The 23,414-nt window shown below is 61.2% G+C and carries 32 protein-coding genes; 21 read left to right on the forward strand and 11 right to left on the reverse strand.

Annotation, left to right across the window (positions count from 1 at the left end; all coding sequences use genetic code 11):
- Nucleotides 1-47 precede the first annotated feature (47 nt).
- From ACP15I_RS05515 to ACP15I_RS05565, 11 genes are all read left to right on the forward strand, one after another.
- Nucleotides 48-200 (forward strand): hypothetical protein, encoded by a 153-nt coding sequence (locus tag ACP15I_RS05515; protein ID WP_424974267.1) that lies wholly within the window; start codon nucleotides 48-50, stop codon nucleotides 198-200.
- Nucleotides 197-1,684, forward strand: coding sequence for a hypothetical protein (locus ACP15I_RS05520; RefSeq protein ID WP_424974268.1), 1,488 nt, complete (start codon nucleotides 197-199; stop codon nucleotides 1,682-1,684). The genes ACP15I_RS05515 and ACP15I_RS05520 overlap by 4 nt, the downstream gene beginning before the upstream one ends.
- Entirely contained in the window at nucleotides 1,681-2,505 is an 825-nt protein-coding gene (locus tag ACP15I_RS05525) for a hypothetical protein (protein WP_424974269.1), read from the forward strand. The genes ACP15I_RS05520 and ACP15I_RS05525 overlap by 4 nt, the downstream gene beginning before the upstream one ends.
- Complete coding sequence (locus tag ACP15I_RS05530; RefSeq protein ID WP_424974270.1) at nucleotides 2,498-4,228, forward strand: hypothetical protein; 1,731 nt, start codon at nucleotides 2,498-2,500, stop codon at nucleotides 4,226-4,228. The genes ACP15I_RS05525 and ACP15I_RS05530 overlap by 8 nt, the downstream gene beginning before the upstream one ends.
- On the forward strand, nucleotides 4,225-4,785 hold the full coding sequence (locus tag ACP15I_RS05535; protein ID WP_424974271.1) for a hypothetical protein: 561 nt from the start codon (nucleotides 4,225-4,227) through the stop codon (nucleotides 4,783-4,785). Before ACP15I_RS05530 ends, ACP15I_RS05535 begins: the two co-directional genes overlap by 4 nt.
- A 2-nt stretch (nucleotides 4,786-4,787) precedes the next feature.
- Nucleotides 4,788-5,222 (forward strand): hypothetical protein, encoded by a 435-nt coding sequence (locus tag ACP15I_RS05540; protein WP_424974272.1) that lies wholly within the window; start codon nucleotides 4,788-4,790, stop codon nucleotides 5,220-5,222.
- 53 nt (nucleotides 5,223-5,275) lie between these two features.
- Nucleotides 5,276-6,679, forward strand: a complete 1,404-nt coding sequence (locus ACP15I_RS05545) for a glycosyl hydrolase family 28-related protein (protein WP_424974273.1) — start codon at nucleotides 5,276-5,278, stop codon at nucleotides 6,677-6,679.
- 129 nt (nucleotides 6,680-6,808) lie between these two features.
- On the forward strand, nucleotides 6,809-7,312 hold the full coding sequence (locus tag ACP15I_RS05550; protein ID WP_424974274.1) for a hypothetical protein: 504 nt from the start codon (nucleotides 6,809-6,811) through the stop codon (nucleotides 7,310-7,312).
- A complete protein-coding gene (locus ACP15I_RS05555) occupies nucleotides 7,309-7,824 on the forward strand; it encodes an N-acetylmuramoyl-L-alanine amidase (RefSeq protein WP_424974275.1) in 516 nt (171 codons plus the stop codon). The genes ACP15I_RS05550 and ACP15I_RS05555 overlap by 4 nt, the downstream gene beginning before the upstream one ends.
- Nucleotides 7,821-7,997, forward strand: a complete 177-nt coding sequence (locus ACP15I_RS05560) for a hypothetical protein (RefSeq protein WP_424974276.1) — start codon at nucleotides 7,821-7,823, stop codon at nucleotides 7,995-7,997. The genes ACP15I_RS05555 and ACP15I_RS05560 overlap by 4 nt, the downstream gene beginning before the upstream one ends.
- Nucleotides 7,998-8,102: 105 nt before the next feature.
- Nucleotides 8,103-8,333 carry a hypothetical protein gene (locus ACP15I_RS05565; protein WP_424974277.1) on the forward strand — a complete coding sequence of 77 codons (231 nt, stop codon included), beginning with the start codon at nucleotides 8,103-8,105 and terminating at the stop codon, nucleotides 8,331-8,333.
- On the opposite strand, the gene ACP15I_RS05570 is transcribed toward ACP15I_RS05565, so the two are convergent.
- Both ACP15I_RS05570 and ACP15I_RS05575 read right to left on the reverse strand, forming a co-directional pair.
- Nucleotides 8,330-8,593 carry a hypothetical protein gene (locus ACP15I_RS05570; protein WP_424974278.1) on the reverse strand — a complete coding sequence of 88 codons (264 nt, stop codon included), beginning with the start codon at nucleotides 8,591-8,593 and terminating at the stop codon, nucleotides 8,330-8,332. The genes ACP15I_RS05565 and ACP15I_RS05570 overlap by 4 nt on opposite strands.
- 73 nt (nucleotides 8,594-8,666) lie before the next feature.
- On the reverse strand, nucleotides 8,667-8,846 hold the full coding sequence (locus tag ACP15I_RS05575) for a hypothetical protein (protein WP_424974279.1): 180 nt from the start codon (nucleotides 8,844-8,846) through the stop codon (nucleotides 8,667-8,669).
- A 144-nt stretch (nucleotides 8,847-8,990) separates the two neighbouring features.
- On the opposite strand from ACP15I_RS05575, the gene ACP15I_RS05580 reads away from it, so the two are divergent.
- A complete protein-coding gene (locus tag ACP15I_RS05580) occupies nucleotides 8,991-9,134 on the forward strand; it encodes a hypothetical protein (protein WP_424974280.1) in 144 nt (47 codons plus the stop codon).
- Nucleotides 9,135-9,264: 130 nt separating this feature from the next.
- Here ACP15I_RS05580 and ACP15I_RS05585 read toward each other — a convergent pair whose 3' ends face one another.
- The 4 genes from ACP15I_RS05585 to ACP15I_RS05600 are packed head-to-tail and all read right to left on the reverse strand — an operon-like array spanning nucleotide 9,265 to nucleotide 11,265.
- Nucleotides 9,265-10,161, reverse strand: a complete 897-nt coding sequence (locus tag ACP15I_RS05585) for an IS1 family transposase (protein ID WP_424974281.1) — start codon at nucleotides 10,159-10,161, stop codon at nucleotides 9,265-9,267.
- Nucleotides 10,162-10,208: 47 nt separating this feature from the next.
- Entirely contained in the window at nucleotides 10,209-10,562 is a 354-nt protein-coding gene (locus tag ACP15I_RS05590; protein ID WP_424974282.1) for a hypothetical protein, read from the reverse strand.
- Nucleotides 10,559-11,047, reverse strand: coding sequence for a Panacea domain-containing protein (locus ACP15I_RS05595; RefSeq protein WP_424974283.1), 489 nt, complete (start codon nucleotides 11,045-11,047; stop codon nucleotides 10,559-10,561). The genes ACP15I_RS05590 and ACP15I_RS05595 overlap by 4 nt, the downstream gene beginning before the upstream one ends.
- On the reverse strand, nucleotides 11,047-11,265 hold the full coding sequence (locus ACP15I_RS05600) for a histone H1 (RefSeq protein WP_424974284.1): 219 nt from the start codon (nucleotides 11,263-11,265) through the stop codon (nucleotides 11,047-11,049). Before ACP15I_RS05600 ends, ACP15I_RS05595 begins: the two co-directional genes overlap by 1 nt.
- Nucleotides 11,266-11,457: 192 nt before the next feature.
- Between ACP15I_RS05600 and ACP15I_RS05605 the strand changes: the two genes are divergently transcribed.
- The 5 genes from ACP15I_RS05605 (at nucleotide 11,458) to ACP15I_RS05625 (ending at nucleotide 16,203) form a co-directional block, all read left to right on the forward strand.
- Complete coding sequence (locus tag ACP15I_RS05605) at nucleotides 11,458-12,132, forward strand: phage antirepressor KilAC domain-containing protein (RefSeq protein WP_424974285.1); 675 nt, start codon at nucleotides 11,458-11,460, stop codon at nucleotides 12,130-12,132.
- On the forward strand, nucleotides 12,132-12,494 hold the full coding sequence (locus tag ACP15I_RS05610; protein WP_424974286.1) for a hypothetical protein: 363 nt from the start codon (nucleotides 12,132-12,134) through the stop codon (nucleotides 12,492-12,494). Before ACP15I_RS05605 ends, ACP15I_RS05610 begins: the two co-directional genes overlap by 1 nt.
- Nucleotides 12,495-12,654: 160 nt before the next feature.
- A complete protein-coding gene (locus ACP15I_RS05615; RefSeq protein WP_424974287.1) occupies nucleotides 12,655-12,930 on the forward strand; it encodes a hypothetical protein in 276 nt (91 codons plus the stop codon).
- Between the two features lies 1 nt (nucleotide 12,931).
- Nucleotides 12,932-15,268 (forward strand): hypothetical protein, encoded by a 2,337-nt coding sequence (locus ACP15I_RS05620; protein WP_424974288.1) that lies wholly within the window; start codon nucleotides 12,932-12,934, stop codon nucleotides 15,266-15,268.
- Nucleotides 15,265-16,203, forward strand: a complete 939-nt coding sequence (locus tag ACP15I_RS05625) for a hypothetical protein (RefSeq protein WP_424974289.1) — start codon at nucleotides 15,265-15,267, stop codon at nucleotides 16,201-16,203. The genes ACP15I_RS05620 and ACP15I_RS05625 overlap by 4 nt, the downstream gene beginning before the upstream one ends.
- Before the next feature lie 10 nt (nucleotides 16,204-16,213).
- On the opposite strand, the gene ACP15I_RS05630 is transcribed toward ACP15I_RS05625, so the two are convergent.
- The 4 genes from ACP15I_RS05630 to ACP15I_RS05645 form a co-directional block, all read right to left on the reverse strand.
- Nucleotides 16,214-16,567, reverse strand: a complete 354-nt coding sequence (locus ACP15I_RS05630) for an ASCH domain-containing protein (RefSeq protein ID WP_424974291.1) — start codon at nucleotides 16,565-16,567, stop codon at nucleotides 16,214-16,216.
- A gap of 13 nt (nucleotides 16,568-16,580) precedes the next feature.
- Entirely contained in the window at nucleotides 16,581-16,739 is a 159-nt protein-coding gene (locus tag ACP15I_RS05635) for a hypothetical protein (protein WP_424974292.1), read from the reverse strand.
- A 15-nt stretch (nucleotides 16,740-16,754) separates the two neighbouring features.
- A complete protein-coding gene (locus ACP15I_RS05640) occupies nucleotides 16,755-16,991 on the reverse strand; it encodes a hypothetical protein (protein ID WP_424974293.1) in 237 nt (78 codons plus the stop codon).
- A 591-nt stretch (nucleotides 16,992-17,582) separates the two neighbouring features.
- Complete coding sequence (locus ACP15I_RS05645) at nucleotides 17,583-17,750, reverse strand: hypothetical protein (RefSeq protein WP_424974294.1); 168 nt, start codon at nucleotides 17,748-17,750, stop codon at nucleotides 17,583-17,585.
- A 467-nt stretch (nucleotides 17,751-18,217) separates the two neighbouring features.
- Here ACP15I_RS05645 and ACP15I_RS05650 point away from each other — a divergent pair, with 467 nt between their 5' ends.
- The 3 genes from ACP15I_RS05650 to ACP15I_RS05660 all read left to right on the forward strand — a co-directional run bounded on the left by ACP15I_RS05650 (nucleotide 18,218) and on the right by ACP15I_RS05660 (nucleotide 21,322).
- Nucleotides 18,218-18,871 (forward strand): protein-L-isoaspartate O-methyltransferase family protein, encoded by a 654-nt coding sequence (locus ACP15I_RS05650; RefSeq protein WP_424967737.1) that lies wholly within the window; start codon nucleotides 18,218-18,220, stop codon nucleotides 18,869-18,871.
- Between the two features lie 63 nt (nucleotides 18,872-18,934).
- Complete coding sequence (locus ACP15I_RS05655) at nucleotides 18,935-20,305, forward strand: TolC family outer membrane protein (RefSeq protein WP_424967738.1); 1,371 nt, start codon at nucleotides 18,935-18,937, stop codon at nucleotides 20,303-20,305.
- Between the two features lie 159 nt (nucleotides 20,306-20,464).
- On the forward strand, nucleotides 20,465-21,322 hold the full coding sequence (locus ACP15I_RS05660; RefSeq protein WP_424974295.1) for a hypothetical protein: 858 nt from the start codon (nucleotides 20,465-20,467) through the stop codon (nucleotides 21,320-21,322).
- On the opposite strand, the gene ACP15I_RS05665 is transcribed toward ACP15I_RS05660, so the two are convergent.
- Nucleotides 21,319-22,779, reverse strand: coding sequence for a cobyric acid synthase (locus ACP15I_RS05665; RefSeq protein WP_424974296.1), 1,461 nt, complete (start codon nucleotides 22,777-22,779; stop codon nucleotides 21,319-21,321). The two genes, ACP15I_RS05660 and ACP15I_RS05665, sit on opposite strands and share 4 nt — an antisense overlap.
- A 61-nt stretch (nucleotides 22,780-22,840) precedes the next feature.
- Between ACP15I_RS05665 and ACP15I_RS05670 the strand changes: the two genes are divergently transcribed.
- On the forward strand, nucleotides 22,841-23,410 hold the full coding sequence (locus ACP15I_RS05670) for a cobalamin biosynthesis protein CobQ (protein ID WP_424974297.1): 570 nt from the start codon (nucleotides 22,841-22,843) through the stop codon (nucleotides 23,408-23,410).
- Nucleotides 23,411-23,414: the final 4 nt, after the last annotated feature.

A 23,414-nucleotide genomic window follows, 5' to 3' on the forward strand; every position in this document is an offset into this window, starting at 1 on the left:
ATCAGTTGGCGCGTTCCTGGGGCGTGCAACCTTCCGAGTTTGATCAGATGCCTATCGCCGCATGGTGGTGGGAATACGAGTTCCAAAACGCCAAGGCCGAGGCCGAAGAAAAGGCCATGGCAGGCGGCGCTCCGACCAAGAAGGAGCGCGCCGAGGCAATGTCCATCGCCCGCAAACTCCACGAGGCAAAGCGAACATGAGCAGAATTGCGAGCCTTGCCGTTGAGGTGGGGGCCGACATCCGCCCGCTCCGAAACGAGATGGCCAAGGGCGCGCAAGCCGTTCGGGGGTTTTCGGAAACGGCCCGCAGGGCCTCGCGCGGGTATTCGACAGAGATCACTCAGGCGAACAAGTCTTCGCGCAATTTTGCTCTGGGCGTGCAGAACGCGGCGTTTCAGGTCGGCGATTTTGCAGTGCAGGTTGGCGGCGGGACCTCTGCTGTACGGGCGATGTCGCAGCAGCTCCCCCAGTTGCTTGGCGGTTTCGGCGTCTTTGGGGCCGTGGCAGGCGCTGCGGTGGCTATTGTGGGGCCGCTGGCGCAATCGCTTCTCGACACCGGGGACAACGCTGACGAGGCCGCTGAGAAGCTCGACGGGCTATCTGGCGCGTTGGGTTCTATGCGGGGCCAAATCTCTGGTCTGTCTCAGCTTCAAGAGACCCTAAACGATTTGCACCGGGCACAGGCTGGCGCGTCCTTTGCGGGTGCCAGCGCGGTAATTGCAAACAGCCAGAAGGAATATGACGCCCGGCGTGAGCTGGTCGAAGTCGAGTTGACCTTGCTCAAGCTGCGCAGTCAGGACCAGCAGCAAGCTCTGCGCAACCTCAGAGATCAGCAGTCTATCGCGCGCGAGAACATGCTCGAAAACCTGCGGAACGTGGGGCCGGGTGCCACCGGAACGCGCGCAGATGACGCCGCAGGCTATGCCGGTGGTGGGCCGAGTGCGGCGGATATTCTGTCTTCTGTGGATAGCGGCGCGCTCGAAGCGATGCGTTCACGTTCGACGCAGATCAAGAAGCTAGAAGCGGAGCTGAAACTTGTCGAGATCGCAGCCGATGAGGCGTCCGCGGCTCTCGACGGCACGCTGGTTACACCAGAGGACTTGCTAGGTGGTGGCGAGGGTGGCCAGAAGTCCCGCACGCAGACGCTCAAAGAGGAGCTGACACGGCAGCAAGAAGCCATTTCCGAGCACATGCAGCGCCTCACCGACCTGACCGAGGGAGGTCTTAGCGATCAGTTGGGCGCTTGGGGAAACTATTTCGATCATCTCATTCGCGCTTCGGGATCTTCAAATGAAAGGCTTCTCAATGCCGCGAAAGCCTTCGGGTCCGCGCAGGCTCTTGTAAATGCTTGGGAAGCCCACAACGAAGTCCTCGCAGACCCTATGCTGCCATGGTGGATGCGAACGGCTGCCGCCGCTCAAGTCCTCGCCACTGGCCTAGGCGCTGTCAGCGCAATCAAAGGCGTCACTGCCGGTGGCGGGGGTGGCAGTAGCAGCGCGGCAACCGCAGGCGGAACTACAGCGTCCGCAGCATCCGAGCCAGCGTCCGTCCTGAGGGGCGACATCAACATTTACGCCCGCGACGGACTTTCCAGCAATCTCATGCGGGCAATCTTTGCGGATGCTGACGCATATGCAGCGGATGGCGGGATTGCGAACGTGAACATTCGGAGCGGCCTCGCATGACCGTGATTTACACGAACTGGACGCCGGGACTTTGGGAGCCTGCCACGCATCCGCGCATGCTCCACGAGGACAACCTCAGGGCAGATGGAACACTGCACCGCTCGGGTGTTGCCGATGGGTATTTTGAGGATGGCCCCAACAACGGCGACACCTTCGAAGCCTTCCAGCCTGCAACAGACACTGGGTTTTGGGGCAGGGAATGGCCCTTCACGGTGTTGATCAATTGCGTTGGGATTGCGGGTCATGACCTGGGCACGACAGGCTCACAGATCCGTATTGACATCACCACGGTTGCCGAACCCGATTGGACAATCTCGCAGGCAAGCCAAACGGTCAGCGATGACAGCCCCATCATGTGGTTTTTCGATCCGCTCATTGTGACAGGCATTCGGGTTCACATCACGTCCGGCACTTCCCGCCCCACAATTGGGGTTATCCGCTTCGGGGCCGTAACGCAGTTTGAGCAACCAATCTTCGCCGGGGTAACGCCGTCCCGCTACGCGCGGACAACCTCCCACGATCCGGTTTATTCGCAGACTGGCAAGCTGCTCGGGCGGCATGTGGAGCGCTCGAACCTATCGGGCACAATCCCGATCAAGCATATGACGCCCGCTTGGCTCGATAGCGATTGGCATGAAGCCATGCTGGCCCTTGAGAAGGGTCCTTTCTTCCTTGCTTGGAGGCCGGACAGCAGCAAGACAACCGGCCTCTACGACGATGTGATCTACGGGGTGGCGACCGAGACACCTAAGGTGACGACGATGGGCGTTCTCGACTATCTGGAAAGCTCGATCAACTACACGGCGGAAGCCTATGAGTGAGCCTGTTTGCCTGATCAAGATAGAGCTGCCGCGCTGCACACGCACGCATGGCTCGGCCCCTTGCACGGCCACTGAGACCGGGGACGCGAAGTGCTACAACACGTTCTCAAGCTGTAACGACCAGGAGAATTTCGACAAGGGGACCTTTGACGTCTGGTTCTCGCGGGGCAACCTCGCGGACAGCACAATCACGGACGCGCCGAGCTACATCCTGCCCTTTGTAGCTTCGGTCAGCAGCACGGGCGGCACGATCAACTTCGCGGGCTCCAAGGATACCGAAATTGGGCTGGGGTATGTCAGCACGCTCACGGTGCAGTTCAAGGACGGCCCGCACTCGGACCAACTGATGGACCCCTACCGGGATGATCGGACCGTAGACCCGCGCACCAAGAGCACCTTCTGGCGCAAGTTCAAAGCCCGGAATGTTTACCTGACCAAGGCCAAGGTCACACGATACGAGGGCTACAAAGACGACGCTCTGGCCGACATGCGGGCAACGACCTACTACGCCACGGACCTCACCGTCACACGGCAGGGCGCAACACTTACGGCCAAGGACCCGTTCACGTTTCTGGACTTCAAAAGCTCGGACGTGCCCGCGAAATCGACCGGCATCCTCTATCAGGACATCACAGACGAACAGCTTGACCTGCCGATCATCGGGGCAGGGGTCGAGGACTACCCCGCGCCGGGTATGGTTCGAATTGGCGACGAGCTGATTTCGTATGAAAGCGTCCATGAGGAAAGCTACGGCATCCGCATTCGGGCGACCGAGCGGGGGCACCGAGACACCGAGCAAGACGACCACTCCAACGACACCGAGGTGCAAATTTGCTTCGTTCTGGAAAACCGCTCTGTTGATGAAGCCTTTGGCGACATCTTGGCAGAGACGGACTTTCCCGACGCGGTTTATGATGCGACCCAAGCGGCCAGCGTGGCGGGGACCTGGCGGCGTCCATGGACCGGTGCACTGTCTCGCGTCGTGAGTGAGCCAACGCCCGCCCGTGAGCTTCTGGGTCAACTGGTGCGCCACACGCTGACGCACATCGACTATGACGAACTCACCGGCAAGACCAAGCTTTTGCCGGTTCGGGGATACGACAGCAATTCGCTCGTTTTGGACGACGACAAGGACATTGTGGCGGGTTCGTTCAAAGTGTCCGACATGCCGCTGCAGCGCATTTCCCGCGCGATCCTGCACTACAATCTGGTGTCGCCGGTTGCCGATCCGGACGAGGAACTGAGCTACCGCACGGTGGTCGAGGTGAACGGGCGCGGCGGCGATGACAACCGGGATGGGGTGGACATCAGTCGCAAGCTCTACTCGCCTTGGCTGACGAGCGACATTCTTGCCTTCTCGACGTGTTCACGGCTCCATACTCTGTGTGAGATCACACCCATCAAGTGCTCGTTTCAACTGCATCCGTCCCGCTCATCGGTGAAGCGCGGGGATATCGTGCGGAAGGCTGACGACACCGTTGTTACTGGCGGCGGTGATCCGATCACCAAGGCTTGGTTCATCACGAAAGCGCACCAGCCCTCACCGGGCGGTCTGATCGATTGCGAGGCGTGGGACGTCTCCCCGCTTGGTCGGGTGGGATATTTCCAAGCCGCTGACACCCCGGCTTACGTTGGGGACGGGTCGGATGATCCGGATGGCTTTTTCATAGGCGATAGCAAAGGGCTTCTGCCCGATGGTTCGGAGGCACCAAGACTGCAATGAGTTTCTTTACCTTCCCCGCCGCACAGGTTGGCGATGCCGTGACCGTCGAGCGCTGGAACGCCCTTGAGGCGGCGTTTAGCGACTTCGCGGACGGCGTGACCGGCGCGCCGAAGATCAAAGGCAAGGCTATGGCCACAGACGACGCCTTTCTGATTGCCGTTGCCGCTAGCGATGACTTTGCCATTTCCCGGGGCCTATCGCTTGTTCTGGGGGCCTCATCGACAAGCTCGGGGAGCTATGTCATGGCTCGGGAAATCACGGTGGTGTCTTTCACCGGCAGCATTCGCTTCAAAGCGACCCACAAAACGAATGCGAGCACCGAAGTCGATCTTCGTATCACCAAAACAAGCGGCGGCACCACGACACAGCTCCAGACTTGGGACATCGGCAACAACCTGTCCCAATCTGTATCAATCGACGTACCCGTAGCGGTCGGGGACGTGATCACTTGGGAGCACAAGGTATCCGGGGGCGTTGGTGTTGTATCAAGCGTCAGCGCCTTCAGCCAGTCCGGCGATGACTATCTCAAAGAATACACCCCCATTGATGAGACCTAACGGTGCTGAACTTGCGCTGGACTGACGACACCCGCACGGCGGTTGTCTATGAAGAAGATGGCCGCTCGGTTGTGAACCAAGGGGAACTGCTTCGGAAGGCGCTGGCGGGGAAAATCAGCGTGGGCAAGCCCGCAAAGCCCGAGCCCGACCGGGCGTCCATGACCCTCACCATGCCGCAACTGCTTATCGGCCTTAAAGATCGGGGCTGGATCACCGAGGCCGAGGGCGATGCCTGGGCGGCTGCTACAGCCCTGCCCGCCTCGGCATTGGCCGTAGTAGCCACACTGCCTGCTGATGCGCAATACGCGGCCCGTATGCGGCTTCTGCGCATGAGCAAAGCCGAGCGCACCAGCGACCTTGTGCAAGCCCTCGCTGCGGCTGAGGGCGTCTCTGACACTGAACTAGACGCATTCTTCGCGGAATTCGCGACCGCCTAACCACCCCCACTTTTCGAAGATGAGCCCCGCCAGCGGGGTCTAGGAGCGTGCCTATGCCGACTATCGCAGAGGGCGAAAGCCTTGCGTCAATCCGCGCGAAACTGAACACCGCGTTTGATGACACAGAGACGCTTAAGGGCTCCAACTATCCCATCTATGCGGACACCGCTGCCATGGCCGCTGCAACGCTCGCGGACGGGGACCGTGCTCAGGTTGGCGATCTGGTTTTTGAGCGTCAATCGTCGGACACGACCACGCTCCCGAACCAGCCGGGGTTCGTGCCCGCTGCGCCCAAGAGCACCCCGCACATCTCGCATTTTGGCGGCGTCGGGGATGGCGTGACCGACAACACCGCTGTCATGGAGGCGATCAAGGCTTTCTGCACAGCCAGCGGCGAGAAGGTCGATTTCGGGTCTGGCGGCACGTACCTGATCGATCCGCTGCGGCTTGAGGGCTCGGAAACGCTGTTCCTGACAGGCGATCCGAATAACCGTCCCGTCTTGAAGCTCAAGCCCGGGCCGGATGGCCATGTTTTGAACACCGCGACTGACAGCACGGCGGTCTTTGACCTGTACGGCGTTTGCCTTGACGGGAACCGAGGCACGCGCGCGGCGGGGCATGGCCTGCGGTCTGCGGGCTGCAATCTGGTGCGGCTGGATCAGGTCCGCATCCAGAACTGTCAAAGCTACGGCCTGGGCATTCAAAACGGCACAACGCAGCGCGTTGAGATCGGATATCTTGAGATCGACACGACCGGCAAGGACGCGATTGATATCAAAGACCGTGATAACGACAACGGTATATTCGTCTTTGACCATATTCGCGTTCTCAACCACGCCCTTGACGATGCAGATGACGCGGCGCTTGACGCGCGCGGCCCTGTCTATGGGCGGCTCTTGACAGTGGAAATGTCGGGCGCGGCCTTGGGTATGCGGTACCGTGCGGACGGGAACGGACGGGCGGGCTTCGGTTCTGTTCAAACTGTTGCGGTTACAGGCCCAGGGCTCGGGGGGGGCACAACTGTCGCTTGTTCCTTTGAGACGTCAGACCCGCGCTCGGTCGTGGGCGAGGTCATCGCACAAGACGTCAGCACGGTTCTTCTGCAGAGCGGTGTCGGGGGGCGTGTCGGGCGGATCACTGGAACTGGTATTTATGGCGGTGACGGCGTTTCGCTGCGCGGCAGGGGCTTCTTGCTTGAGGGCGGGCACATCATCATGAACGCTGCGGCAAGCTTTGATGAAGTTCTGGAGATCACGGCCAGCGCACAGGACGCGACCGTGCGTGCCCTGACCATTGATGACCCGACCGGCGGGGAAAACTTGATTACCGTTGAGGCAGGCGCGACCGGCTCGCTTATCAGGGAGTGCATCCTGATTTCTGCGGGGATCACAGGCGCCGGGATCACGGACGCCGGGACGGGAACGATCATCGACCAGAACCGCATTCGCACCTCATGACATGCCCGTCTCAACCCTCCTGCACAGCCTGATTTGGCGTGACGGAGTAACCGCGCCGATCTGCGCGCGGGCGTATTGGTTCGCGCCGGAGCATTGCAAGCGAATGTTTGAAGAAATGGAAGGCCCCACATGCGGGAAAGACTAAAGCACTGGGGGGAAACCCTTATTGTCGTGGGCGTGGTTTGCGGTGCCGCTTGGGGTGTTGCAGGCGGTAAGATCCTGCAAGGGCTCGACAGCCTGATTGCGCTGGCGATTGAGGAGCGTGGCGGCGGGCCGTGCGCGCATATCCCCGCGAACGGGCACCGCATCACTGGCGGGCTTCCGGGCGGCTGGGGCGAGGTTGTGTGGCGTGATGTGGTGCGGCTTCGCGCGAATTGCGGCGTGCCGGTGGTAAGCGGCGTGCTGACAAATGGCGGCGGGTACTTCCACGACGCTCCGCTGTCTATCTCGGGCATCCCGCTTTCGGTGGGAGCGCATGAACTCGGCTACCTCTTTCAGATCAACCCCGAGGTGCGGCCCGGCCATGCTCGCTTCCGCGTGGTCGTCACGTACCCGGACGCTGTGGGTGGCGCACCTCCTGCCATTTCGCCCTGGCTATCTTTCAGAGTTATCGACCCGGAGGGGGTGGAATGAGACAGATAAACCTGATCGCCATTCACTGCACGGCCACCGATCCCGATTGGATGCAGGGCCAGACGGCCAAGTCCAAGGTCATGGAAATCGATCGGTGGCACAAGGCGCGCGGTTGGCGCGGCTTCGGCTATCACCTCCTGATTGACCGGGACGGCACAACCGCGCCGGGCCGGGATTTCGCAGAGGCAGGCGCGCACATCAAAGGCCACAACGCCAACAGCATCGGGATTGTTCTTGTTGGTGCGCGAGGTGCGAGCGCCATGGACAGCTTCTCCGATCACTTCACTGCCGACCAAGAGCGCACGTTGCGTGCCGAATTGGCGAGCCTGCAAGCGAGGTTCCCCGGCGCACTGGTCAAGGGTCACAACGAATTCGCGAACAAGGGCTGCCCGGGGTTTCAGGTGGGGCCGTGGCTTGAGGCGGCAGCGCCCAAAGTGGTGCAGCCGCAGGGCAAGTTCGCAGCCTTCATCGCGGCGATCCTTGAGGCCTTCCAGAACTGGAGAAAGTCATGAACTGGCGTGATCCTAAACTTATGGGCGCAGCCCGCCACCTGCTGACCAGCCTTGGCCCGCTGCTTGCTGTATATGGCGTCACGACCGACGCCTATTGGCAGATCATCGTGGGCGTTGGGATGGCGGTGTGGGGCTTCTGGGCCTCTGTAACGGCCCCAGAGAAGCGCAAGTGACCCGCGTCTGGGCTTTCATTGCCGCAGCCTTCGCCGCTGTACTAGCCGCGTTCGGCCTGTCTCAGCGATCCATCGGAAAACACAAAGCGCAGGAGGAAGCCCGCGATGCTGACCAAGCCGCTGCTGATGCTGTACGTCGCCGGGCTGATGACGCTCGGGGAGTGCGTAATGACGACGCCGGATGGCGCGACTAGCCGGGAGGCGCAAGCTGTGTGCCGTGAGCTATCGGTGAAGCTGCCGACCCGCTCGCGCTCGGACACGAACCAAACCCAGAAAGAAATCGGCGAGCTTTACGCGGCCTTCGAGGCGATCTGTCCGGGGTTTGAGCTGCCTTAGCAGCGGAACAAAAACAGGGAAGTATAGCCGTCGGTTGGGCTTGGGTTCGCGCCAAGGTAGGTGGCGTTAGGGCACACCTCTTTTGCCTGCGCGACCATAGCCTCGGTTGGTGCAGCAAACCTTTGTTTGGAGGTGGAGACGAACGCACCGCGAATGGTCACGGTTTCGCCCGTGAACTCATAGACCTGTCCGCGCTGGTCCTGAGGAATTGCACAACCCGCAAGAGAAAGGCCGAGGGCGGCGAGAGCTACAATGCGCATGTGAGAAACCTCCTGAGATTTGGGAAACCCTTGCATTTGCGCGGGCAGGGGGCAACCGGCGGTTTGGCGCAGGCTACCCCTTAGCCTCGGTCTTTTTCTGCTGTAGCTGGTGAGCAGTGAAGCCCAAGCGGATCAACTGGCGCAGGGCTTCGCCCCGTGAGGGGATCCTGTTTTCGTAACGCCAGCCGTCAATCGCATCCAGCTCCGACTGGGCGAGCAAAATGGTGACGATCTTATCTTTCTTCTCTGCCATGTTTGGATACTTGGCACGCCTTGTTATGCATCGCAATAACGATAAACATAATAACCTAATAGGATATTAGGTGTTGAATAGACGCGAGGATGGGGTATAGTGAAGCCCATGACAGCACTGAGATCAAAACCCGTAGCCGTCACCATGACCGAGCAAGAGGTTCGGGATATTGACGATATTCGCTTCATGCACCGATTTCCCAGCCGCAGCGAGGTTATCCGCACGCTCATTGCGGAGGGAATGAAGACGTATCGGAGCGAAGATGCCGCAGGAAAAGCGGCGACATGAAAAGCGAAAGGCCGCTGCAATCTTGGCGGATCAGCGGCCTTTCAAAAAACAACCCCAATGAAAGGTGTTCTTAATGAACCTACCAACTCTTACCCCTGATTTCAAGGACCAGCCCCTGACCGGTAGTGTCTCAGTTTGAATTTACTTTTTTGCGGGGCTTGTAAGGGCCGCGTTTTTTCGGGGCCGGTGCGCGAGCGTCGATCAGACCCACAATCCATTCCATATCGTGCAGGGTGTCAGACACGCCAGCAGCCATTGCGGGGGTGCACTTGAGCGTCTTGTGAATGCGCACAAAGTTGTAGTGCACGAAATACAGGCTCAGCATGTGGATATGGTTTTCCAGCTTCTTGCTGAACGCATTGGTCAGACGAGTGAAGCGGCGCATGCCCATTCGCATGGAAAGGTTCTGACGCTCTACATGGGACGTGCTGACCCACTCTTTGACGGGTTCACCAAAGACAGGCTGCTTGCGAGCGCCCGTGCACTCTGCGGGGCTATACTTGCGCTCATGGCCTTTGTGCCCTGTCGGGTCGCCATACAGCTTGACCAGCATAGCATAGTCAATGTCGCCACCGAATGCGCCTTCCACGGCGTCGAGATACGCCTTGTGCCCGTCTGTTGTCAGGTGCACGCGATTGCGGAGGCGTGACGCCAGATCCACCATGAACTCATAGGCGGTTGCACCGGATCGGTCGCCCACCTCGTAGGACAGGATCATCTTGCTGTCTTGATCCAGAGCCGTCCACGTCCATACGTCACCCGCGCCCTCGGGCGCAGCAGTTGCGCCCTGCACGTTCTTCTCCTTGGCATAGACGAATGACCAGATTTCATCGCACTGCACACGGGTCGTTTTCACGTCACGCACGGCTTGGTCGTGGTATTCAGCGCAAGCCTCGCCAGCCTCTACCAGCAACTTAGAAACCGTATTGATAGACACCCCAACCGTGCGGGAGATCGAGCGCATGGACATGCCTTCGACCAGCATGTTCAGGATCATTACGCGTTTGTGTGTGGACAGCTTGTTCATACCCTTGATGTAGTTACGCTAAATTCAACTATCAAGCAATATGTTCACTATGACCTGTCATTTGAGCCAAAAAGATACCCCAGTATGAGGGTCACCACGCTTATGAGGCCAAGAAACATTTGCTCAAAAGTCATCCCCAGCCCTTCACTTGGCGGCTTGAGATAAGCAACAAGCAGGAGCAAAAAACACGCAACAATTACCAAGCCAGATATGTTGCCCGGCTTCTCTTTCCGTCCCCCAAATGGCTTGCCGAGCCAGCCCAGCTCATTCTTAAAGGTTTCCTGCTCGTGCGTAAGTTGAGTCAACTCAGAAGTGGCTCTAGAGCCATTTTCCTTAGGGAAGTTTACGGGCGTAGTCTGTATAGAATCCAAAGAGGCTTTTTCTTTTTCGTCCTCGCTCACTCTGATTTCCCCCGGGCAAGGGCTAAGAAATGCTCCCTAATTTCTTCATCCGAGATATAATCGTCCCCACGCTCGCGTGCGTTCGACCAAGGTGTGCCCGCAGCGTGCGTTAGCATTGAAAGCTGTATCCCAGAGTAGCCCTTGTACCTATCCCAAACACGTTGGAATACTTCGTAAAACCTTTTGTCGGTTTTCGCGACCATGAGGGCTTTCTTATCACCGGTTTTGGGGTCGATATCATCCGCATAACGCGAAATAGGCGACTTCCCCGCGTGTTTAAACTCATGATACAAAGATGACAAAACAGGGCCATAGGGCCACGCCTCATACAATTCACCGACAACAGCCTCGCCTTGCGTGGCTAAGTTCCAGCCATGCAGACAATATACCAATTTCTGGATCTTAAGCTGGTCTATGTCGCCCACGCCTTCTTCACGGGCGGAGTTCAAAAATGAATTTGCGACCCAAGTCGGCTTGTAGGGCATCAGCCCCACCTCGCCGCAGCGGCCTTCCGCGCGGTCTCCTGCCGTTCCTCTGCTGTAGTCGCGTCCACGCGCGCCTTCGCGCCCGCCAAGCCGCTCTTGCGCTTGGCTGGTTGCTTCAATGTGGTTTCCTGTTCTTCCCCGGTCGCGATCCTGGCAATGTGAACAGCGTTGCCGATCACGTCCGCCGGGCGCTTCTGGCCTTGCGGTCCCTTGGGCATCGTTCCTCTCCTCGTGTCGCAGACTGTCGCTGCGTGTATAACTATGTAGCACGTTATCCACATATGTGTACACAGACCTAGACATGCGCAAGGCCGCGTCACAGCCGCGCGATAATATCGAAAGAGCCTTAGGGAAGCGTGAAGACATCACAAGAGTCCTCCAATTTCAAACTGAGACACTACCCCCTGACCATGTCTTCGCGCGAGATCGCGGAGCTACTGGAGAAGCGTCACGACAAGGTCAAGCAGTCCATTGAGCGGCTTGCTGAAAAGGGCGTGATCGTCCAACCCCCAATGGGGGACGAACAAGAACGTGATGCGATGGGCCGTTCGCGCACAACATCTGTCTACCATCTTGAAAAGCGCGACACCTATGTGGTCGTGGCCCAGCTCTCTCCTGAGTTCACGGCTCGGCTGGTGGACCGCTGGCAAGAGCTTGAAGCCCAAGTCACCCAACCTGCAACGCTCACCGGCCCGCAGCTTGTCGCCGCCGCCCTGATCGAAGCCAATTCGATGCTTGAGGCGCAAGCGGTGCAGATCGAGGACATGCGCGAAGATGTTGAGGCCCATGAACGCCTTGTGAAGGCAGAAGGATCGATCACCATCACCGAGGCAGCAAAGAACCTCGGCATCCGCCCGAAACAGCTTTTCCAGTGGCTCAGTGCGAATGGCTGGACCTATAAGCGCCCGGGCGGCGCGGCATGGCTGGGTTATCAGGTGCGCTGTGTTTCTGGGGACCTTGAGCACAAGAGCACCACGGTTCTGCGGGCAGACGGGACGGAAAGGATCACCGAGCAAGTTCGAGTGACCGCTAAGGGCTTGAGCAAGCTCGCAAAAGTCGTTCCATCTGCGGCGGAGCTTGCATAATGGGACATCACATCACCCGCCGCTCGCTCTTGGCTTCTTTGCCTGCCGTCGCTGCCGTTCCGGCCTCGGCGGCACCTGGAACCCCTGTCATGCGCCGATATCGCGTTTGGCTGGCGCACTACGATCACTTGTCCAGCCCGGAGGCCCTGTGCCTGCCCAACGATCCGTTTGATCAGATGTGCCAAGACAGCTCTGACAGGGCAAAGGCCTTGATCGACACTCGATCAGAAAGCGCGACTGATATGCTCGCCAAGCTGATGGCCTTCACCGAAAACGGGGAAGACCTGATCCAAGACGGCAACGACCGCAGCAAAGCGCTGGTGGAAGAAGCGCGGGCCACTCTGGCGCGCGAACTGGCCTAACCTATGACCTCAACTCACTAACCTAAGCCTCGCATTTTGCGGGGCTTTTGCCGTGTCCGAATAACCGGCGTCCACCCTCCCTTTCCCCCAGCCGGGTTGCCGGTTGCCCTGTCCCCTAGCGGGGGCGGGGCCTTTTTACATGCGCACAGGAGACCCCTTCATGACGACGCAATCCCATCAAATGACAGGCTCTTGGCAAAATGTCGGGACCGGCACGCTGACCATCACGCCGCAAGGTGACGGCGGCTTCGCGCAGCAACAGGCAACCGACGCGACCGCCGACACACTGGCCCGCAACTACGGGCACTCCCTTATTCCCGGCGCGCGGACGGTGATCGAAGCCGGCTCGCTGGCCGTTTGGGTCAAGGGTCGCACGGGCGAAATCTGGACCGTGACAGGCCCCAACGCCGCGACCGGCATTGATGTGAGTGCATGATATGACAACGCAATCTCTCCAGATGACCGGCGGTTGGGAAAAAATCGCTGATGGTGACATCGAGCTGTCTGCGGGTTCGTATGGCGGCTTTGTGCAGGTGCAAGACGATGGCGCGAGCGCTGCAACCTTGGCCCGCAATTACGGCGAACGGCTGTTTCCGGGGGCTCTTTTCCGTGTCACTGGCGGCTCGCAGGCCGTCTATGGCAGGGGCAAGCTTGATGACGTGTGGACTGTCACCGGCGCTGGTGCGGTTGCCGGGATCGACGTCCGCGATCTGGTGCCGACACCTCCCCCGACGCCCGGCGACGATCCCGACATCACGGCAGTGTTCGCGGACGGCTGGCAAGCAACATGGCCTTCGCCCCCTGCGGATGTGACGTCGAGCACGGCCACCGTGACCCGCTCCGGCTACAATGCCTCGGGGGTAGCCACGACCTTCGACGAAACACTCAACATCACGGCCCGCGTGCGGGAGCCCGGGGTTGCGACCCCGACGCCAGAAACCGTGGCCCTGAGCGACTACGTGTATTCCGGCGAGACGATCACCGGCGTCACCAACAGTTCGACGCGCGCTTACCCGTATGCGCAGTTCGCGTGGCTGGTGCCGGACTTCCAAGAGGTCGGGCCCGGTCAGAATAGCATTCCGTACAAGATCGCGGTGGCGCATCGGCACGCACGAGACGGCAAGCCTGTCGCTGGCATCCGAATGTACGCCATGGATCACCTTGGCAATGAGGTGTCTACTCTGGAGCTAAACTGTACCGGAGAGACATACGCCACCAGCGGCTTCACCGGATCGATCTATGAAGGCTCCGTCGATATCACGGGCCTCTCATCGGACGGCGCTCAGGACCGGCTGATTACCCTGGATCCCGGCTTCCTGCCATGGGTAGGGACAGAGCACCGCGCGAGCGTGTTCACGGCGGGCAAGTCCTTTGCCGAAAATACTGTCCTGAAATACGGAAACAACCGCAACAACTGGCGGCAGACGCTCTACGCCTATGTGGATCCGGCAGCAGGCGGCGGCGCAGCGGTCTCGACGGACCCGGCTGTAGCGGCCACCACCCCATTTGCGACGACAGCGCTCGCCTCTGCGGCCTTGCGCAACTGGCATGATGCGAACACCGGGCGCGGTGCGATTGATGGCTCTGTCATGCGGCTTGTTGAGGCCACGCATACCCACTCGGTGATGCCCAATCGCGTCTGCGATAACTACTGCATGACCATCGAAGGCGTGCCCGGAAGCACCCCAGCCAATGTGATCTATCAGGACGCGGGGTCAAGCACGGACGCGAGCTTCCCCGAGAAGGCCCTTGTGCGGAACCTCACGATAACACGCACCACCGCCTCGGCTATTCGGATGATCGACGCTGGGACGTCCACCCGCGACACCTACCTCGCGATGCAAAACGTGGCCATTGATGACGGCGGCTTCTCGCCTACGTCCAATTTCTTCTGGCGCTATGATGCGAGCTATTTCGAGGAATGCACGCAGGACAGCGCGCAGGTGGCCGCTCAAAAGCTTGTCGGCTGCAACGGCAGCTTCACCGGCCCGTCCACCGTGGCCTGCGTGGCCAGCCGGGTCCCGAATGGTCAGATCGCGCCGAACAACGCTTCGCGCGCGGACGGGCTTTTTGTGGGATGGTCGCACATCACGGCGGCGCGGGCGGACTTCTCGCAGGTGCTGTTTATCAACTACACAACCACCGCGCTCGGCTTTGCCGTGGTTGGGAGCGTGATGGAAAGCTACGGCTCGGGCGGTGCCGGTTCGGCCTTCCTGATCAACGGCGACGGCACCACGCAAGAAAGTGAGAATATCAACCTGATCGGCTCCACATGGGTCGGCGGCCGGATGAACACCAGCTATACGGATGCGGGCGGAGCTACGCGCTACGACCATCTGATGGTCTCGCGCTTCAACATCTACTACGAGCGCAACACCAAGGCGGGCGACTTCTTCGGCTATCAGGGCGGCGGCACGAACGCGGCACGGGTTGGCAACTGGAATATCCGGTACGGTGTTGGGCACCTTGCAGACACACTTTTGCAGGGCCAAAGCCAAGACGCCGCACCGAACGGCTTTTACCCGCTCTCGTGGTTGGGTGACGTCGCGCCTGCGGGGTCCATTTCGGGCGGGGTTGCCGATTCAGCGCTTGGGCCCCTCTCCGTCAGCTTCACAGACGACCAGAGCGGCAGCGGAGGGACAGGCGGCGGGGACTACACGCCCACCTCGGGCACGGACCTTGCCACGATCCCGAGCGATCTTGCCGCGTATCCCTTCGACCTGTCGGGCGCTGCGATCAGCTCCGGCGGCGTGTCGGGCGCGCTGCAGTTGTGATTGTCGGCAACTCTCTTGAGCTGAGCCGGGCGGTCTCCAAGCTGCCCGGCGGCGGCGAGATCCTTCTGGAGGACGGCTACTACCGGCTCAAGAGGTTTTCGGCAGGACCGGAAAGCGGGCATCTGACGATCAAGCCAGCTCCCGGCGCGCGGCCCGTTCTCCAGTCGCTTGATCTCAACAAGTGCCGAAACATGCTCTTTGAGGGCATCCGTTTTCGCAATGGGGAGGACGGCAAAGGCGGTGCGAGCCTATTGCGCTGCGATAACGTCACCTTGCTGGACTGCAACTGCAAAGGCGGAGCGATCGGTTATGTCGGGCGAGGCGATCCAGTGCCCGGCAGCTTTGTGATGGTTCGAAGCTCGAATAACTGTCACATCCTCGGTTGTGACATTTTCAAATACTGGCACGCCGCATCATTCCTTGATTGCACCGGCTGTTCCTTCATGCTGAACCGGGTGTGGAATATGGCGGGAGACGGCCTGCGCATGGCCGGGGTGCAGGACATGCGCGCAGATGGCAACACCTTCCGGGCCTTCTATGGCTCAGCGCAGGACCGCAATCACACCGACATGGTGCAGATTTTCACCGCGCCTTTCTTGGATCTGGACACCAAGCGGGTGAGCATCATCGGCAACACGCTGGACTGCCGAGGCGGGCGCGCCACGCAGAGCATTTTCATCCTTAATGAGCGGTTCGGGGCTACCGGGGTGCCCTTCGAGGATCTGCGGATCGAGGGCAACAACATCCGCAACGGGCATGTGCATGGTGTGCATGTGGCGAATGCCATTCGGTCGCGGATCATCGGGAATACGCTGCAATGGGATCGGGAAGCGTTCATCCGGTATCCGAAGGGCGATGAAAACTCGCAGCCGATCATTCGCATTCTTGGAGTGCGGGACGGGCTGGTCGAGGCTGGCAATCGGATGGCGGATTAATTGATGGGTCCTATTCTGTCAAATCTTCGATGTACTTAAATTCGATCCGGTTGCACTCTTTGCTCGGGTCGATCCGGTAGTGATCGACAAGCATTCGCACGAAGTCGGCGGGCTTCCAGTCCGGGAATCCTTCTCGGACCACATCGTCTTGAGTGATCTGATTTAGCGGCTCGGCTCTGGTGCTGATAACTTCGATCATACAAAGGCGCTCGATAGTCTCGCCTTTTCGCAGTCCCATGCTTTTTTTGACGCCGCACAGCCTGTCACCGGGCTTCAGGAACCACCACCCGAAGCGGCGCGTAACGTCCTTTGTGCGGTTGCGGACTTGCTCAGTGGTCATGGCAAAGCTGATATTGCGCGGCATGTCTCTGGGGTCCTTATTTGATTACGACGCAGGTGGGGTTGGTGGCGGGCTTGCTGTCCTCATACCAGACGTCAACTTCTTCGATCACTTCCCCACTGTCAGTCTGCACCAGCAGGTCGCCGTGGGCGCCCTCAAGGGCGGCAAGTTGTTCGATCAATTCGCTGATATGCATGTCTCTGCGGTCCTTCTATGAACGGCCAACGGCGTCTCGTATGTCATCAAATACACGGCGCGACACGGTGACAGAGTCATCAGGATCATCCTCGTCGATAGCCACGAGGTGCCGCGCAGCCTCTCGAACTTCGTAAAGCCTTTCCAGTTCAGAGGCGGTTTTTGCCGGGATTGCGAGGGCTGCGTCCCATGCAATGGCCTTGCTGACGGCAGAGGTGCTGCCGCAATCTGGGCATTCGTTGTCATCATTCATCATCTCTCTCCTGTTCTGCGCATCGCGCGCGGTGGGGTTAGGCGTTGGAGCCGTAATCTTCGCCAAAGTCTTCTACATAGGCTTCTGCAAGCTCGCGAGCGGCGCTCATGGACCAGTCAAAGCCGGGGTCCCCGTAGCTCATAGGAAAGCACTCCATGTATCCTACGATCTCACGGCGTGCGCGCTCGCGACCCATCCCGGGCCAAAGCTCAAGCAGGCGACGAACCGCCTCACGTATCCAGCGCTGTTCGGGTGTATCATCGCGGGGCGGGCTTATTCCGTCGAAGTGGCTTCGCTGCTTTGTGGCCTGACGCGCCTGCGCCTGCTTGATCTTTTCGAAGCATGGGCGTGGAGGGCGTTGCGCCCGCTTCATGGCCGCGCCAGCGTAAGCAGAGGCGAGCCCGACGACGCACAGAAGCGTAGCACCGATAATAGCCCAGTCCATCATCGCTCTCCTCTCAATCTGTAGCGCGCCACAAGTTCGGCGCTTTTGGCTGTGTCTGAACGTGAACGAAACGCGGGAAATAGCGCGAACTGACGGTGAACAAACCGTCTAGCGCTGCCCTCCGAAGGCAGGGGTTAACGCCGGTGTCATTTCCCAAACCTCTGCAGCAGGCAGCGCCACAGCGCAATCATGTAGGCAGAGAAGAACGTGCCAGCCCCAAGCCCAAAAACCGCTTGCCAGTTGGGTAGTTCCCAAGGCGGGAATTGGGCGAAACCCATCAAGGCAACCCCGAGGGTCATCAGAAAAAGATTCATGGTACTTTCCTTTCATTGAAACGATGCAATTCGCCCATACCCACTTTCACCGCCTGTTCACGATATGGCCGTGGGTTCGATTTCGCGTAAGCTATTGGTTGGGCTGGATAGTTGCGGGATTCAAAATCCCCTGCGCCAGAGCGCCCCGAGACATGCAAGGCACGCCATACATTCACGGGTTGTTCACCCATGTTTTCGGACGCTGCCCTACATTTTGTTGTTTGAAAACAATGCTCCGCGCCGGATTTGCAATCCGCTGCGTCACCACTCCGCCAACTCGCCGCGCCATGGTGTGCGCGAGGGCTTAGCATTGGCGTATCTGGCGCGCAAGCGGGTCGGGGGGAAATCTCTTGGTCTCTGCTTCGCCCTTGACGGGGCGGGCGGGCGTCCGTGTCGCAGGGGGGCTGCGTTGCCGAGCGCCTTGCAATATGGCACACCCAGATAACCGCATTTGGAAAGTCCGACCTATGACCGACTATGCAGCCCGACGCACGATGATGGTGGACACGCAGGTCCGCCCCTCTGATGTCACGAAATTCAATATCATCGACGCGATGCTCACCGTGCGCCGCGAGGTGTTCACGCCTGACGACAAGCGCGAGATCGCCTATGTCAGCGAGAATGTTCCGCTCGGCGGGGAGCGCGTGATGCTCGAGCCACGGACGCTGGCCAAGATCCTCGATGCGCTGGATATCCAGCCCGAGGAGATGGTGCTCGATATCGGCTGCGGGCTTGGCTACTCCACCGCGCTGATCGCGAAGCTGGCCGAGGCTGTCGTGGCCGTCGAGGAAGACGCCGATCTGGCGCGCGATGCCGAGGCCCTGCTGTCATCCGAGAATGTCGACAATGCCGCGCTGATCACCGCGCCGCTGGCGGAGGGCGCGCCGAAGCACGGGCCCTATGACGTGATCACGCTTCAGGGCGCTGTCGAGGAGGTGCCCGAGGCGATCCTTGCGCAGCTCAAGGAAGGCGGGCGCATCGCGGCGGTGTTCATGGAGGGCGGGCTCGGCGTCTGCCGTCTGGGCTACAAAATCGATGGCGACGTGAGTTGGCGGTTTGAGTTCAACGCATCTGCACCAGTTCTCAATGGGTTTGAGCGCGCGACTGCATTTGTGCTTTAAACGCTAAACTGCTGACTGCATAGTCACCTAAAAAGTGATTCGATCACAGGAGAGGTGCAGGCAGTGTTCACCAGATCTATCCGACACATGGCGCTTGGGGCCGTGCTGGCATGTTCCACGGCGCTTGGCGCGTCCGCACAGTCTCTGACCGATGCGCTGGTCGATGCGTATAAGAACAGCGAACTGATCGAGCAGAGCCGCGCGCTCTTGCGGTCCGCGGACGAAGACGTGGCGATCGCGACGTCCCGGCTGCGCCCGATCCTCGATTACTCTGCGAGCTATGGCTATTCGGACTCGTTGAACTCGGAAAGTGACAGTGCCGCGGTTGGGGTGACAGCGTCGCTGCTGCTCTACGATTTCGGGCGCTCGCGCCTGCGGATCGAGGCCAACAAGGAACTGGTGCTCGCCACCCGGGAAGCCTTGCGCGACACCGAGCAGGATGTGCTGCTGAACGGGGTGAGCGCGTTTCTCAATGTGCGGCTGGCCAATGACAATGTGGAGCTGCGCCGCAACAACGTCCGGGTTATCAGTGAACAGCTGCGTGCCGCGCAGGACCGGTTCGAAGTGGGCGAGGTCACGCGGACCGATGTGGCCCAGGCCGAGGCCCGGCTGGCCGAGGCCAACGCGAACCTGACCAGCGCCCTGGGGCAGCAGGCAGCGGCGCGCGAAGTCTATCGCGCCGTGGTTGGCAGTTTCCCCAATTCGCTCGCGCCGCCGCCCCCGTCGCCGACCATCCCCGGCAGCGTCGAGGAGGCGGTTTCGATCGCCGAGCGTACCCATCCCGAGATCCTGCAGGCCCGGCATAATGTGCGGGCCTCCGAGATTGCGGCGGAAGTGGCCGAACGGGCGATCCTGCCATCGGCCAGCGCGTCCGCCAGCGTCACCCGCAACATCCGCGATACGCTGGATGACAGCACCGATTCCTCGATTGGCGTCACGGTGACCGGACCGATCTACCAGGGCGGCAGCATCAGCGCGACCTTTCGCCAGGCGCTGGCCTCGGTCGACAATGCGCGGGCTGGCCTGAACCAATCCGTCCTTGTCATCCGTCAGAGCGTCGGGATTGCCTGGGCCGATATCCTTGTGACACGCGCGACCATCGACGCCACGCGGCGGCAGGTCGAGGCGGCCGAGGTGGCCTTTGAGGGCGTGACCGAAGAGGCCCGTCTGGGCGCGCGGACCACGCTGGATGTGCTGGACGCGGAACAGGACGTGCTCGATGCGCGGACCTCGCTGCTTTCGGCCGAGATTTCCGCGGTTCAGGCGGTCTATGACCTGCTGCAATCCATGGGCCTGATGACGGTCGAGTATCTCGGCCTGCCGGTGCCGACCTATGACCCGGAGGTCTATTACAACGCGGTCTCCAACGCGCCGGCCACCAGCACGCGGGGCGCCGCACTGGACCGTGTGCTGCAAAGCATCGTGCGCGACTGAGCGCGGGGTCGTTTCGGCCCGGGCAACAGTCCTGAAAGAACTCAGAAGATCAGGCGGGTTTTGGCCCGCCTTTTTCTTTCCGACCTTTCGGCAAGACATTTCTATTGTGTGAACGGGGCGCTCTACATACACTATCTGGTATAACGAGCAGAGGGTGCCATGGCCAATCCGTCTTCGAGCGACGCATCGCAGGACGTCTTGAATTCCATTCGGCGGATCGTGACCGAGCGCGCCGATAAGGGGGCTCTGGCGACTGCCGCCGTGCCGGATCTTGACGGGCCTGCGCCGCGCGGGCGGACCGATATCCGGGCGCTGGCCGCCGAACTGGCCGAGGCCAAAGCGATCGGCCCGGATGTGCTCTGGCTCGGGGCGGCGGATGCCGTGCGTCCGCCACAGCCCGTATCCGCGCCGCCCTTGCCTGACCCGGATTTCGCCAATGGCAATTTCGCGGACCGGATGACCAGCCTGACGGACCGCCTCGCGCCAACGCAGGCGCCTGAGCCCGCGCCTGTCACAGAGCCTGCGCCCGTGGAGGCGCCCATGGCGGCCCCGGAGCAGCCGTCCCCCGTGGCAGAGCCGCGTCCCTGCACGCTGCTCCTGACGCAGGAGTTCCGTGTGCGGCCCGCGACAGCGCCTGGTCTGCCACCCCGCACGGCCCCGAAGACCCCTGCGCCGGAAGCCTATCTCGAGGATTCTGACCATCTGGGTGGCGCGGTGCAAAGCGCGATGATCCCGGATCTGACGTCGGTGTTGCGCGAAGCCGTGAGCGAGACGGTGCGAGAGTCCGTGCGTGAGGCGTTGCGGGCCGAAGGGCCACTTACACCTCGGGCGGCACCACCGGAAGCGCCCGTCGTGGATGCGGATGGCTATATCACCGCGGATGCGGTGCGTCGGCTGGTCTCGGGGATCCTGCATGAAGAGCTGAGCGGGGCGCTGGGTGATGAAATCACCCGCCGCGTGCGCAAGCTCGTGCGTTCCGAGGTCCACCGGATCCTGCAGACCGACGCGCTGGACTAGGGTGCAGGCACCGGCTGCGCGAGCCGCAAGAGCGCGTCCAGATCCATATGGGTTTCCAGATGCGCGGCGAGGGCGTCGAGCGTCTCTTCGACCTCCGCCTCGTAGCTGCGATCCGAGATCGCAGCCCCGAGACGCCGCAGCGTCTCGGCCCGGAACCCATCCTCGGCAAACAGCCCATGGAGGTAGCAGCCCCGGACGCGCCCCGAGGCGCTGATCGCGCCTTCGGCCCGGCCATCGACGCGCAGCCAGGGCCGGGCGCAATCCGGCCCCTCGGTCACACCCAGATGGATCTCGTAGCCGGTCACCGTCGTCCCGGTCTCGATATCCTCCGCCGTGGTGAGGGCGAGGCGCTTTTCCGGCTGCATGCTGGTCGTGATGTCGAGCAAGCCGAGCCCGGGCACGGTGGTCGCCGCCCCTTCGAGGCCCAGCGGGTCGGCGATGCTCTGACCCAGCATCTGATAGCCACCGCAGATCCCGATCACATGCCCGCCGCGCCGCACATGGGCATGGATGTCGATATCCCAGCCCTGGGCGCGCAGATGGGCGAGATCACCGATGGTCGATTTGCTGCCGGGGATCAGGATCAGATCGGCGTCGAGGGGCAGGGGGCGGCCCGCCTCGATGATCTCGACGCTCACGCCGGGCTCGGTGGCCAGCGGGTCAAGATCGTCGAAATTCGCGATCCGCGACAGGCGCGGCACCACGATGCGGCACGCGCCGCCCTTGCGCGAGGCGACATCCATCACATCCTCCGCCGGCAGCCGCCAGGCATCGGCGAACCAGGGGATGACGCCCAGCGGGGCCCAGCCGGTGCGGTCGACGATCTCGGTCACGCCGCCATCAAAGAGCCGCACATCGCCCCGGAACTTGTTGACCGCAAAGCCGGTGATCCGGTCGCGGTCCGAGGGGGGGAGGATGCCATGGGTGCCGACGAGCTGCGCGATGACACCACCCCGGTCGATATCCCCGACCAGCACCACCGGTGTCGAGACCGCCTCGGCAAAACCCATATTGGCGATGTCTCCGGCCCGCAGGTTGATCTCGGCCGGGCTGCCCGCGCCCTCGATCAGCACCAGATCAGCCTCCGCGGCGAGGCGGTGATAGCTCTGGACCGCCGGGGCCAGCAGCTGCGGCTTGGCCTTGGCATAATCCCGCGCCCGCAGGGTCGCGAAACGCTGACCCTGCACGATGACCTGCGCGCCCGTATCGGTCTCGGGCTTGAGCAGCACGGGGTTCATGTCGGTGCTGGGCGGCACCCCAGCGGCGCGGGCCTGCAGGGCCTGTGCGCGGCCGATCTCGCCGCCATCGGCCGTCACGGCGGCATTGTTCGACATGTTCTGCGGCTTGAACGGCCGCACCCGCAGCCCGCGTTTGACAAACGCCCGGGCCAAACCGGCCACGATCATGGACTTGCCGACATTCGAGCCAGCGCCCTGAACCATAATCGCGTTTGCCATGAGCCCTCCACCGGTTAGCATCGCAGACCTAGCCCCCGTTCCGACCCAAGGACAAGCCCGGATGAACACACCGGCCCATCTCATCTTCGGTGCTGGCGCCTTTGCCCGCCCGGGCGCGCGCCGGGTGACCGCCGCGGCGCTTCTGGGCGCGCTCTTGCCCGATCTCTCGCTCTACATACTGGGCAGCTGGGCGCTCTATGTGCAGCAGATCCCGCCCCAGACCGTCTTTAACGAGCTCTATTTCTCGCCGAGCTGGCAACGGATCTTTGCCATCGACAATTCGATCCCGCTCTGGGGGGCGATCTGTGTTCTGGGGCTGGTTTTGCGCCGACCGGCGGTAACGGCGCTTGGCGGGGCGGCGCTGTTGCATGTGCTGCTCGATCTGCCCCTGCATCATGACGATGGCCGCCCGCATTTCTGGCCCCTGTCCGATTGGGTCTTCGAGAGCCCGATCAGCTATTGGGACAGCGCGCAATTCGCCTGGATCGTCGCGCCGCTGGAAGGGGCGGCCTGCCTCGCCTTGGTCGTGCTGCTCTGGCGACGCTTCGACAGCTGGCCTTTGCGAGGGCTCTTTGCCGTGCTGCTGCTCGCCGAGCTCTGGGTGATCCGGCAATGGCTGGTCTTTTTCTGAGCCT

Source organism: Dinoroseobacter sp. S124A, from assembly GCF_049801015.1.
Taxonomy (GTDB): domain Bacteria; phylum Pseudomonadota; class Alphaproteobacteria; order Rhodobacterales; family Rhodobacteraceae; genus Dinoroseobacter.